Origin of the sequence: Pseudomonas fluorescens, assembly GCF_902497855.1 — a bacterium.
In the GTDB taxonomy this organism is placed as follows: Bacteria; Pseudomonadota; Gammaproteobacteria; order Pseudomonadales; family Pseudomonadaceae; genus Aquipseudomonas; species Aquipseudomonas fluorescens_BI.
Map to the genome: position 1 here is coordinate 367,525 of NZ_CABVHU010000005.1, position 11,515 is coordinate 379,039.

Genomic DNA, 11,515 nt, shown 5'->3' on the forward strand with positions numbered 1-11,515 from the left:
AGCGCATTGTAACGGAAACCCGAGCGCCATGCTCGGCCTCCCCACAGACTTGATCAAGCCGCCGCCACAGTGACGGGCACACCGTTCAATGCCGCATTGCCTGACAACTCATCGAGCTGGCATTCATCCGTCAGGTCGTTGGCACTGGCACCAGGCTGGCCACTGGCAATCGTCATCTGCACCCCCGGTCGCGCATGCCCCCAACCGTGAGGCAGGCTGACCACGCCTTTCATCATATCCAGGCTGCCTAGCACTTCAACTTCGATCACGCCGACCCGCGAACTGACCCGCACCCGCTGCCCGTCATTAAGCCCGCGACTGGCCAGATCGTCCGGGTGCATCAGCAATTGATGGCGCGGCTTGCCCTTCACCAGACGGTGATAGTTATGCATCCACGAGTTGTTGCTGCGTACATGACGACGGCCGATCATCAGCAACTCATCCTGGGCCGGAGCTTGCAGGGCGGCGAAACGCGCCAGGTCGGCAAGGATCGCCGCCGGTGCGGCCTGGACTCGCTGGCTGGCGGTTTTCAGACGGGGAGCCAGGTTGGATTTCAACGCCCCGAGATCGACACCATGGGGGTGATCGAACAAGGTCGCCAGCGACAGCTTGTGTTCCGACGCATCGCCATACAGCCCCGTGCGCAAGCCGCGATCGATCATCTGCGCCGGCGGGACCGTCGGCTTCAATTCCTTGCCGGTCTTCGCGGCAAAGGCCTTGGCCAGCCCGACGAAAATTTCCCAGTCATGCAACGCACCTTCCGGTTTGGCCAGAATCGCGCGGTTGAAGCGCGTCACGTTACGTACCGCAAACATATTGAAGGTGGTGTCGTAGTGATCGTTTTCCAGCGCCGAGGTGGACGGCAGGATCAGGTCGGCATACCGCGTGGTTTCATTGATGTACAAGTCGACGCTGACCATGAACTCCAACCCGTCCAGCGCCTGTTCCAGTTGCCGGCCATTGGGGGTGGAGAGCACCGGATTGCCCGCCACGGTAATCAGCGCCCGAACCTGCCCTTCCCCTTCGGTAAGCATCTCTTCGGCCAGCGCCGACACCGGCAGTTCGCCCGCGTATTCGGGACGCCCGGACACCCGGCTCTGCCACAGATTGAAGTGCCCGCCCGATGTCGAGGCCACCAGGTCCACTGCAGGTTCAGTGCACAACGCCCCGCCCACGCGATCGAGGTTGCCGGTCACCAGATTGATCAGTTGCACCACCCAATGGCACAAGGTGCCGAACGCCTGGGTTGAAACGCCCATGCGCCCATAGCAAACCGCTGTCGGGGCGGCCGCGAAGTCCCGCGCCAACTGGCGGATCTGTTCGGCCGGCACGGCGCACAGCGGGCTCATGGTCTCGGCAGTGAAACTCGCGACAGCGGCACGGGCTTCATCCAGGCCGTCCACCGGCAAATGACTGCCTGTGGTCAGCCCTTCAGCGAACAGGGTATTGAGCAGCCCGAACAGCAATGCCGCATCGCCACCCGGACGCACGAACAGATGCTGATCGGCCATCGCCGCCGTTTCGCTGCGGCGTGGATCGACCACCACCACTTTACCGCCCCGGGCCTGAACGGCCTTCAGGCGTTTTTCCACGTCTGGCACGGTCATGATGCTGCCATTGGACGCCAGCGGGTTGCCGCCCAGGATCAGCATGAAATCGGTGTGATCGATGTCCGGGATCGGCAACAGCAAACCATGGCCGTACATCAAGTGACTGGTCAGGTGATGGGGCAACTGGTCGACCGATGTCGCGGAAAAACGGTTGCGGGTTTTCAACAGGCTGAGAAAGTAATTGCTGTGGGTCATCAGGCCGTAGTTGTGCACGCTGGGGTTGCCCTGATAGACCGCCACCGCGTTCTGGCCGTGACGCGCCTGAATCGCCGCCAGGCGTTCGGCGACCAGGTTGAAGGCGTCTTCCCACTCGATAGGCAGCCATTCACTGCCGACCCGCCGCATCGGCTGCCGCAGGCGATCCGGATCATTCTGAATATCCTGCAGCGCAACAGCCTTGGGACAGATGTGCCCGCGGCTGAACGTGTCCTGGGCATCCCCCTTGATCGAGGTGATCTGCACGCTGCCTTCGACCTCGGTGGTTTCGATGGTCAGGCCGCAGATGGCTTCACACAGGTGGCAGGCACGGTGATGGAGAGTCTTGGTCATGGCCAGTCTCTGTCTTGTTCTGGGCGGGCATTGTTGGCCGCGGGAACAAAACTATGGCGCGTGACCCGGCGTCGCGCCAGCGAGGTTCGTCTTGTGAATCGGTGACCATCAGGCCAGCCGATGACGTTTGCGGATCAGTTCGGCGGCAGGTTCGTCGGCGCCTGCAATTGAATCTCCTGAACGGTTTCGATCTGCTCCTGGGCCAGATGAACACCGGTCAGCTCGCCGATCAGTCGCCAGTGCTCGTCGAGACCGGTGCTGATGGTCGCCATGCGGTCGATCATCCGCCGGCCGGCGGCCTTGGTAACTTCATCGTTACTGCGCATCAGCTCGAAGGACATCGAGGTCATGGACGCGGTGAGATGGGTCAGGGAGCGGGCCGTGAGGCTGAGTAATTCCATTAACTGCTGTTCTTTCGATTCCATTCCAAAGCCTTCCCTGCGTCGCTTGAACCTTAGTTATAACCCAGCCCCCTGCTTTATCAAATGTTTCAGACCGCCAAAGCTCGACTGGAGGCCAGAAACCGACCGTCGCCGCCCGGTTTTATTGCAAAGCCCTGCAAGCCCAGTGTACAAATGACGGGCTGCTGTCAGGAAACCGGCTTCAAAAGCGCTACTGCGGTCACCCCGTAGCCCCTCTGAAATCCCCGTACACCGTAGCCTATTGGAAAACCGCGACATTTAATGTCAATATCGCGCCTTCCCCTATTTCGTCGCCCCGTGCGGCTTACGCCGCAGGTCTCGCCCGTTTTTTTAGTTAAACAAGGCTTTGAGTATCTGCGGTCTGTTGCAAAAAGGTAGTCAATGATGAGCGCAAGGCACTTTCTCTCCCTGATGGATTGCACGCCCGAAGAGCTGGTCAGCGTGATCCGTCGAGGCGTTGAGCTCAAAGACCTGCGTAACCGCGGCGTACTGTTCGAGCCCCTGAAAAACCGCGTGCTCGGGATGATTTTCGAGAAGTCCTCGACCCGCACCCGTATCTCGTTCGAAGCCGGCATGATCCAGCTCGGTGGCCAGGCGATCTTCCTGTCGCCAAGGGACACCCAACTGGGCCGTGGCGAGCCGATCGGCGATTGCGCCATCGTGATGTCGAGCATGCTCGATGCCGTGATGATCCGCACCTTTGCCCACAGCACCCTGACCGAATTCGCCGCCAACTCCCGCGTGCCGGTGATCAACGGCCTGTCCGATGACCTGCACCCGTGCCAGTTGCTGGCCGACATGCAGACGTTCCTCGAACACCGCGGCTCGATCCAGGGCAAGACCGTGGCCTGGATCGGCGACGGCAATAACATGTGCAACAGCTATATAGAAGCGGCGATCCAGTTCGACTTCCAGTTGCGTGTCGCGTGCCCGGAAGGCTTCGAGCCCAACCCGGAATTCGTGGCCAAGGCCGGCGATCGGGTGACCATCGTTCGCGATCCGAAGGATGCCGTGCGCGGCGCCCACCTGGTGAGCACCGACGTCTGGACCTCCATGGGCCAGGAAGAAGAAACCGCCAAGCGCCTGAAGCTGTTCGCGCCGTTCCAGGTAACCCGCGCCCTGCTCGACCTGGCTGCCGAGGACGTGCTGTTCATGCACTGCCTGCCCGCTCACCGTGGCGAGGAAATCAGCCTTGATGTGCTCGATGACAAGCGCGCCGTCGCCTGGGATCAAGCGGAGAACCGGCTTCACGCACAAAAGGCCCTGCTCGAGTTTCTGGTCGAGCCGGCGTATCACCACGCATGAGCCATCCCTTGCTGCTTAACCTGCGCAACCTCGCGTGCGGCTATCAAGACCAGCGGGTGGTCCAGAACCTCAACCTGCATTTGAATGCCGGGGATATCGGTTGCCTGCTGGGCTCTTCGGGCTGCGGCAAGACCACCACCCTGCGGGCGATTGCCGGTTTCGAACCGGTGCACGAAGGTGAAATCCAGCTGGCCGGAGAAACCATCTCCCGCGCCGGCTTCACCCTCGCTCCGGAGAAGCGCCGGATCGGCATGGTGTTCCAGGACTATGCGCTGTTCCCGCATTTGAGCGTGGCCGAGAACATGGCCTTCGGGATCCGCAAACATCCGCAGAAGGATCGCGTCATCGAAGAACTGCTGGAACTGGTCAACCTGAAAAACCTCGGCAAGCGCTTCCCCCATGAGCTGTCTGGCGGCCAGCAGCAGCGTGTCGCCCTGGCCCGGGCCCTGGCGCCGGAGCCGCAATTGCTGCTGCTCGACGAACCCTTCTCCAACCTCGATGGCGAACTGCGACGCAAGCTCAGCCACGAAGTGCGCGACATCCTCAAGGCTCGCGGCACCAGTGCGATCCTGGTGACCCATGACCAGGAAGAAGCGTTCGCGGTGAGCGACCATGTAGGGGTTTTCAGAGAGGGTCGCCTGGAACAGTGGGACACGCCTTACAACCTGTATCACGAACCGCTGACACCCTTCGTGGCCAGTTTCATCGGCCAGGGTTATTTCATTCGCGGCCTGTTGAACAGCCCGGAGTCGGTGCAGACCGAGCTGGGCGAGTTGCGCGGCAACCGGGCTTACACTTGGCCGATCGGTGGCGCAGTGGACGTGCTGCTGCGTCCGGATGACATCGTTTATGCGCCGGACAACGGCTTGAAGGCGAAGATTGTCGGCAAGTCTTTCCAGGGGGCGTCGACCTTGTATCGCTTGCAGTTGCCGACGGGCGCGCAGCTGGAGTCGATTTTTCCGAGCCATGCCGATCATCAGGTGGGGGCAGAGGTCGGCATTCGTGTGGCGGCTGAACACCTGGTGCTGTTCCAGGCATCGGGCAGCACGGCGGCGCAGATTCCACTGGTCGAGTCCGGTGTGCGCCGCTACAGCACAGCCAGCTGAAATCTGGAATCTGTAGGAGCCGGCTTGCCGGCGAAGACGGCGGTACATTCAGTAGAGGTGTTAACTGATAGACCGTCTTCGCCGGCAAGCCGGCTCCTACAGGGATTGGGGTTAACCCAAGACCAGCGTTCCGCTCGCAACGAGCGTCGCATTGCCGCCAATCTTCAATCGATCCCCTTCCAGCCGGCAGAGCAACTCCCCGCCCCGCACCGAACACTGAAAAGCCGTCAGACGCGACCGATATGGGCGAACTTCGCCTGGGTGTGTTCGGCCAGCACGGCAGGTGCCAACTCGACTTCCAGGCCACGACGACCGGCACTGACAAAAATGCTGGCAAAAGGCTGGGCCGATGTATCGATAAAGGTGCGCAGGCGTTTTTTCTGCCCCAGCGGACTGATCCCCCCAAGCAGGTAACCGGTGGAGCGCTGCGCCGCCGCCGGGTCGGCCATTTCGACTTTTTTCACCCCCGCCGCGTGCGCCAGTCCCTTCAAGTCGAGACTTCCGACGACCGGCACCACTGCCACCAGCAACTCACCTTTTTCACTGGCCGCCAGCAAGGTCTTGAACACCTGCGCAGGGTCCAGTCCCAGTTTCTCCGCCGCCTCCAGCCCATAGGACGCCGCCTTGGGATCATGTTCGTAACTGTGCACTCGATGTTCGGCACGAACTTTTTTCAACAAATCCAATGCGGGGGTCATGGCAGCTCCAGGCTTGGCGAGAGAAGAAAAATACTGCGCTCGATTCTAGGACATTGATCGACAAATGGCTCTATTGCAGTGCTGTTTCAATGGCTTGGCGAAGCCTTTTACCGTTCGTCCATGTCCAGCCCGTAGCGTGAACGATGTGGTCATTCATGTGACTAACAGTTCGATTGTGACTGACGGTTCACTTTCGACCTTTGACAGCCGCGTTTCTTGTCTATATTTTTTCGAATACGAATACGGTACAACTGTCTCACCGCAGTACCCGGCAGTAACCCGAGAACCAGGATGGGGATCCTGCCTCGGTGAAAATCGCGCTTTGAAAAAGCGCCATACAACAACAAAAAACGAGGTTTTCAATGACAACCGCTTTACAACAACCGTCGCTCTCGAGCCAATGCATGGCCGAATTTCTGGGTACTGCGCTACTGATCTTCTTTGGTACGGGTTGTGTTGCCGCGCTCAAGGTGGCGGGTGCCAGCTTTGGCCTGTGGGAAATCAGCATCATCTGGGGTATTGGCGTGAGCATGGCGATCTACTTGACCGCCGGTGTTTCCGGGGCGCACCTCAATCCTGCCGTCAGCATTGCCCTGAGCATTTTCGCTGATTTCGAAAAGCGCAAACTGCCTTTTTATATCCTCGCCCAGATCGCTGGTGCTTTCTGTGGCGCGTTGCTGGTGTACACGCTCTACAGCAATTTATTCTTCGATTACGAACAAACCCACCATATGGTTCGTGGCACTCAGGCCAGCCTCGAATTGGCGTCGGTGTTCTCCACCTTCCCGAACCCGGTCTTGACCACGGCTCAAGCCTTCCTGGTGGAAGTGATCATCACCGCCATCCTGATGGGCGTGATCATGTCCCTGACCGACGACAACAACGGTCTGCCGAAAGGCCCGCTGGCGCCATTGCTGATCGGCCTGCTGATTGCCGTGATCGGCAGCTCGATGGGCCCGCTGACCGGTTTCGCGATGAACCCGGCACGTGACTTCGGTCCCAAACTGATGACTTTCTTCGCTGGCTGGGGTGAAATTTCCCTCACCGGCGGGCGCGATATCCCGTATTTCCTGATTCCGGTTTTTGCACCGATTGTCGGTGCCTGCCTCGGTGCTGGTGCCTATCGCGGGCTGATTGCCCGTCATCTGCCCAGCCCCATACCCGCTACTACGGACGCCGCACCGGCCATTGACGGCAAACCAAGAACCTCTTGATAGCGTTGGCGTGCGATCCTGCCCATTCGATCCCGCGCCTGATCCCACTCCCTTATTTCGTCCAAGGCAATCGACATGACCGACATTCAGAATAAGAACTACATCATTGCCCTCGATCAGGGTACGACCAGCTCCCGCGCAATCATTTTCGACCGTGACGCGAATGTGGTCTGCACCGCACAGCGCGAATTCGCCCAACATTACCCGCAAGCCGGTTGGGTCGAACACGACCCGATGGAAATCTTCGCCACCCAGAGCGCAGTGATGGTCGAGGCCCTGGCTCAAGCCGGCCTGCATCACGACCAGGTGGCGGCCATCGGCATCACCAACCAGCGCGAAACCACCGTGGTCTGGGACAAGATCACTGGCCGCCCGATCTACAACGCAATCGTCTGGCAGTGCCGGCGCAGCACCGAAATCTGCCAGCAGCTCAAACGCGATGGTCATGAGCAATACATCAGCGACACCACCGGGCTGGTCACCGACCCGTACTTCTCCGGCACCAAGCTCAAGTGGATCCTCGATAACGTCGAAGGCAGCCGCGAGCGCGCACGCAAGGGCGAACTGCTGTTCGGTACCGTCGACAGCTGGCTGATCTGGAAATTCACTGGCGGCAAGGTGCACGTCACCGACTACACCAACGCCTCGCGCACCCTGCTTTTCAACATCCACACCCTGGAGTGGGACGCGAAGATGCTGGAGGTGCTGGATATTCCGCGCGAAATGCTGCCGGAAGTTAAGTCCTCGTCCGAGATCTACGGTCACACTAAAAGCGGCATCGCCATCGGCGGTATCGCCGGCGACCAGCAGGCGGCGCTGTTCGGCCAGATGTGCGTCGAGCCGGGCCAGGCGAAAAATACCTACGGCACCGGCTGCTTCCTGCTGATGAACACCGGCGACAAAGCCGTGAAGTCCAGGCACGGCATGTTGACCACCATCGCTTGCGGTCCGCGCGGCGAAGTGGCTTACGCGCTGGAAGGTGCCGTGTTCAACGGCGGCTCTACCGTTCAGTGGCTGCGTGACGAACTGAAGATCATCAACGACGCCCACGACACCGAATACTTCGCCAACAAGGTCAAGGACAGCAACGGCGTATACCTGGTACCGGCCTTCACTGGCCTGGGCGCGCCGTACTGGGATCCGTATGCCCGTGGCGCATTGTTCGGCCTGACCCGCGGCGTGCGTGTGGATCACATCATTCGTGCTGCGCTGGAGTCGATTGCCTACCAGACCCGCGACGTACTCGATGCCATGCAGCAAGACTCCGGCGAACGCCTCAAGTCCTTGCGTGTGGACGGCGGCGCGGTGGCGAACAATTTCCTGATGCAGTTCCAGGCCGACATCCTCGGCACTCAGGTCGAGCGTCCGCAAATGCGCGAAACCACCGCGTTGGGCGCCGCTTACCTGGCTGGCCTGGCTTGTGGCTTCTGGGGCAGCCTGGACGAGTTGCGCGGCAAGGCGGTGATCGAGCGCGAGTTCGAACCGACCCTGGAAGAAAGCGCCAAGGAAAAACTCTACGCCGGCTGGAAAAAAGCCGTCAGCCGCACGCGCGATTGGGAACCGCACGAAGGCGCTGAATAAGCCAACCCTGGTACTCGTATCGGTATGTAACTGGTAGGGAGCAGATTCCTCCGGCATCATGGGCAAATTTTGCACGGCAGCCCAAAGGACGCCCCATGAATCTGCCTCCCCGTCAGCAGCAAATCCTTGAACTGGTCCGCGAACGCGGCTATGTCAGCATCGAGGAAATGGCTACGCTGTTCGTCGTTACCCCGCAAACTATCCGCCGCGATATCAATCAGCTCGCGGAAGCCAATTTATTGCGTCGCTACCATGGCGGCGCCGCTTACGACTCCAGCGTCGAAAACACTGCCTACGCCATGCGCGCCGACCAGATGCGCGATGAAAAACAGCGTATCGGCGAAGCCATTGCCGCACAGATTCCCGATCACGCCTCGTTGTTCATCAATATAGGCACCACGACCGAATCGATCGCCCGGGCGCTGCTCAACCACAATCACCTGAAGATCATCACCAACAACCTGCATGTAGCCTCGATGCTCAGCGCCAAGGATGATTTCGACGTGCTGCTGACCGGCGGCAATGTGCGGCGTGATGGCGGCGTGGTCGGCCAGGCCAGTGTCGATTTCATCAACCAGTTCAAGGTCGACTTCGCCCTCGTGGGTATCAGTGGTATCGATGAGGATGGCAGCCTGCTGGATTTCGACTACCAGGAAGTGCGGGTGTCCCAGGCGATCATCGCCAATGCCCGAAAAGTGATCCTGGCCGCCGACTCCAGCAAGTTCGGGCGCAACGCCATGATTCGCCTGGGGCCGATCAGCTTGATCGATTGCCTGGTGACTGATCAGCAGCCTGTACCGGCATTGGCCCAGTTGTTGAGTCAGCACAAGATTCGGCTCGAGGTCGTTTAACCCCGAAGGGTGTTAAACGACCTGCAGGAGCCGGCTTGCTGGCGAAGGCGCCCTTGAGTACGCCTTCGCCAGCAAGCCGGCTCCTACAATATGCCTCCCCGCAATACCCCTCCGCTCGCTTTTAATGTTCGAAAATTTTCCTTTCCTAGCCCTTCGATCAGTATTTTCAATCGAAGTTAGCTGGCTGTGGGCGCGTTTATGGGCTACCATTTTCGCAAATGAACATTAATGTTCGAAATCCAATATAGAACATCAAAAAAGCCCGAGGCCAGCCGATGCCCACTTCTACCTTGCCTACGCCCCCTCTCGCCGAGGTCTACGATATCGCCGTCATCGGTGGTGGGATCAATGGCGTGGGGATCGCAGCGGATGCCGCCGGTCGCGGCCTTTCGGTGTTCCTTTGCGAAAAGGATGACCTGGCCAGCCACACCTCGTCGGCCAGCAGCAAGCTGATCCATGGTGGCCTGCGCTACCTCGAACATTACGAGTTCCGCCTGGTGCGCGAAGCGCTGGCCGAGCGCGAAGTGCTGCTGGCCAAGGCCCCGCACATCGTCAAGCAGATGCGCTTCGTGCTGCCCCACCGTCCGCACCTGCGTCCAGCCTGGATGATCCGTGCCGGCCTGTTCCTTTATGACCACTTGGGCAAAAGGGAAAAACTCGCAGGCTCCAAGAGCCTGAAGTTCGGCCCGGACAGCCCGCTGAAAAGCGAAATCAGCAAAGGCTTCGAATACTCCGATTGCTGGGTCGATGACGCGCGCCTCGTCGTGTTGAACGCCATGGCCGCCCGCGAAAACGGCGCCCACGTTCACACCCAGACCCGTTGCGTCAGCGCTCGTCGCACCAAGGGTCTGTGGCACCTGCACCTGGAACGCGCCGATGGCAGCCTGTTTTCGATCCGCGCCAAGGCGCTGGTCAACGCGGCGGGTCCGTGGGTCGCCAGGTTCATCCGTGACGACCTGAAAATGGAATCGCCGTACGGCATCCGCCTGATCCAGGGCAGCCACCTGATCGTGCCGAAAATGTATGAAGGCGAACACGCGCACATCCTGCAAAACGAAGACCAGCGTATCGTGTTCACCATTCCGTACCTGAACCACTTCACCCTGATCGGCACCACCGACCGCGAGTACACCGGCGATCCGGCCAAGGTGGCGATTACCGAAGGCGAAACCGATTACCTGCTCAAAGTGGTCAACGCCCACTTCAAGAAGCGCATCAGCCGCGACGACATCCTGCACAGTTATTCCGGCGTCCGGCCGCTGTGCAACGACGAATCCGACAACCCGTCGGCCGTCACCCGCGACTACACCCTGGCCTTGTCGGGCACGGGCGAAGAAGCGCCGCTGCTGTCGGTGTTCGGCGGCAAGCTGACCACTTATCGCAAACTGGCCGAGTCGGCGCTGGCGCAACTGGCTCCGTACTTCAAGGACATCAAGCCCTGCTGGACCGCCACCGCGACCCTGCCGGGCGGCGAAGGCATGACCACCCCGCAAGCCTTGTGCGCGAAAATCCGCGACACGTTCGACTGGGTGCCCACCGAGATCGCCCGACGCTGGGCCACCACCTACGGCAGTCGCACCTGGCGCATGCTTGAAGGTGTGCAGAACCTCGGCGACCTGGGCGAACACATCGGCGGCGGCCTCTATACCCGCGAAGTCGATTACCTGTGCAGCGAGGAGTGGGCGACCACGGCGCACGACATTCTGTGGCGGCGTAGCAAGCTGGGGTTGTTCACCACGGCGGCAGAGCAACAGAAGTTGGCGGACTATCTGAGCAAGGTCGAGCAGAACCGCAGCAAGATTGAAGCGGCCTGATCGGGACACCGAATGAACGAAAGCCCCTGAATCTAACGATTCAGGGGCTTTTTGCGTTCTGGATAACACCGCCGATCCCCTGTAGGAGCTGGCTTGCCAGCGAAGAGGCCCTTGGATTTTGTACTGGTCTCAGGGACACCTTCGCTGCGGTACGCCGATCCGACAAGCCAGCGCCTACAGGGATTTGTGGAGGTCTTTGAATTTTTTGGTGGTCTCAGGGACGCCTTCGCTGGCAAGCCAGCTCCTTGTATCTCGACTATCGCTCCATCAGGAGCGATAGTTCTCGACTGATCATCGAGGGAGGGACCTGGAAGCCGTGCAGCTCCTTAGGCTTTGTGCCTGTGATGTAGATTGTGCTCCAGCCC

Annotated in this window: 9 protein-coding genes and 1 pseudogene; 6 read left to right on the forward strand and 4 right to left on the reverse strand. The window is 60.1% G+C overall.

Annotation, left to right across the window (positions count from 1 at the left end; genetic code table 11):
- Positions 1-53: 53 nt before the first annotated feature.
- Together F8N96_RS13530 and F8N96_RS13535 are read right to left on the reverse strand one after the other, a co-directional pair.
- Positions 54-2,159: a molybdopterin oxidoreductase family protein gene (locus tag F8N96_RS13530; RefSeq protein WP_150798217.1), complete on the reverse strand. Its 2,106-nt coding sequence runs from the start codon at positions 2,157-2,159 to the stop codon at positions 54-56.
- A gap of 134 nt (positions 2,160-2,293) precedes the next feature.
- Positions 2,294-2,584 (reverse strand): hypothetical protein, encoded by a 291-nt coding sequence (locus tag F8N96_RS13535; protein WP_150798218.1) that lies wholly within the window; start codon positions 2,582-2,584, stop codon positions 2,294-2,296.
- A gap of 381 nt (positions 2,585-2,965) precedes the next feature.
- On the opposite strand from F8N96_RS13535, the gene argF reads away from it, so the two are divergent.
- Together argF and F8N96_RS13545 are read left to right on the forward strand one after the other, a co-directional pair.
- Positions 2,966-3,886 (forward strand): ornithine carbamoyltransferase, encoded by a 921-nt coding sequence (gene argF / locus F8N96_RS13540; protein WP_064679485.1) that lies wholly within the window; start codon positions 2,966-2,968, stop codon positions 3,884-3,886.
- Complete coding sequence (locus F8N96_RS13545; protein WP_150798219.1) at positions 3,883-4,992, forward strand: ABC transporter ATP-binding protein; 1,110 nt, start codon at positions 3,883-3,885, stop codon at positions 4,990-4,992. Before argF ends, F8N96_RS13545 begins: the two co-directional genes overlap by 4 nt.
- 111 nt (positions 4,993-5,103) lie before the next feature.
- Here the strand turns inward: F8N96_RS13545 and F8N96_RS13550 are convergent.
- Together F8N96_RS13550 and ybaK are read right to left on the reverse strand one after the other, a co-directional pair.
- Positions 5,104-5,232, reverse strand: a pseudogene (locus F8N96_RS13550) (isomerase); the annotation flags it as partial.
- The gene (gene ybaK, locus F8N96_RS13555) at positions 5,220-5,690 is read right to left on the reverse strand and encodes a Cys-tRNA(Pro) deacylase (RefSeq protein WP_150798220.1); all 471 of its coding nucleotides are present in this window, start codon (positions 5,688-5,690) and stop codon (positions 5,220-5,222) included. The pseudogene F8N96_RS13550 and the gene ybaK, both read right to left, overlap by 13 nt.
- A 362-nt stretch (positions 5,691-6,052) precedes the next feature.
- On the opposite strand from ybaK, the gene F8N96_RS13560 reads away from it, so the two are divergent.
- The 4 genes from F8N96_RS13560 to glpD all read left to right on the forward strand — a co-directional run bounded on the left by F8N96_RS13560 (position 6,053) and on the right by glpD (position 11,150).
- Positions 6,053-6,904, forward strand: a complete 852-nt coding sequence (locus F8N96_RS13560) for an MIP/aquaporin family protein (RefSeq protein ID WP_150798221.1) — start codon at positions 6,053-6,055, stop codon at positions 6,902-6,904.
- 75 nt (positions 6,905-6,979) lie between these two features.
- Positions 6,980-8,485: a glycerol kinase GlpK gene (gene glpK / locus F8N96_RS13565; protein WP_150798222.1), complete on the forward strand. Its 1,506-nt coding sequence runs from the start codon at positions 6,980-6,982 to the stop codon at positions 8,483-8,485.
- Positions 8,486-8,580: 95 nt separating this feature from the next.
- Positions 8,581-9,336: a DeoR/GlpR family transcriptional regulator gene (locus tag F8N96_RS13570; RefSeq protein ID WP_027922833.1), complete on the forward strand. Its 756-nt coding sequence runs from the start codon at positions 8,581-8,583 to the stop codon at positions 9,334-9,336.
- A 275-nt stretch (positions 9,337-9,611) separates the two neighbouring features.
- Positions 9,612-11,150, forward strand: a complete 1,539-nt coding sequence (glpD, locus tag F8N96_RS13575; protein ID WP_150798223.1) for a glycerol-3-phosphate dehydrogenase — start codon at positions 9,612-9,614, stop codon at positions 11,148-11,150.
- The last annotated feature ends 365 nt before the right edge of the window (positions 11,151-11,515 follow it).

Coding starts and splice junctions, on each gene's coding strand:
- F8N96_RS13530 (WP_150798217.1), bottom strand. CDS start 2,159: ATGACCAAGACTCTCCATCACCGTGCCTGCCACCTGTGTGAAGCCATC.
- F8N96_RS13535 (WP_150798218.1), bottom strand. CDS start 2,584: ATGGAATCGAAAGAACAGCAGTTAATGGAATTACTCAGCCTCACGGCC.
- argF (WP_064679485.1), top strand. CDS start 2,966: ATGAGCGCAAGGCACTTTCTCTCCCTGATGGATTGCACGCCCGAAGAG.
- F8N96_RS13545 (WP_150798219.1), top strand. CDS start 3,883: ATGAGCCATCCCTTGCTGCTTAACCTGCGCAACCTCGCGTGCGGCTAT.
- ybaK (WP_150798220.1), bottom strand. CDS start 5,690: ATGACCCCCGCATTGGATTTGTTGAAAAAAGTTCGTGCCGAACATCGA.
- F8N96_RS13560 (WP_150798221.1), top strand. CDS start 6,053: ATGACAACCGCTTTACAACAACCGTCGCTCTCGAGCCAATGCATGGCC.
- glpK (WP_150798222.1), top strand. CDS start 6,980: ATGACCGACATTCAGAATAAGAACTACATCATTGCCCTCGATCAGGGT.
- F8N96_RS13570 (WP_027922833.1), top strand. CDS start 8,581: ATGAATCTGCCTCCCCGTCAGCAGCAAATCCTTGAACTGGTCCGCGAA.
- glpD (WP_150798223.1), top strand. CDS start 9,612: ATGCCCACTTCTACCTTGCCTACGCCCCCTCTCGCCGAGGTCTACGAT.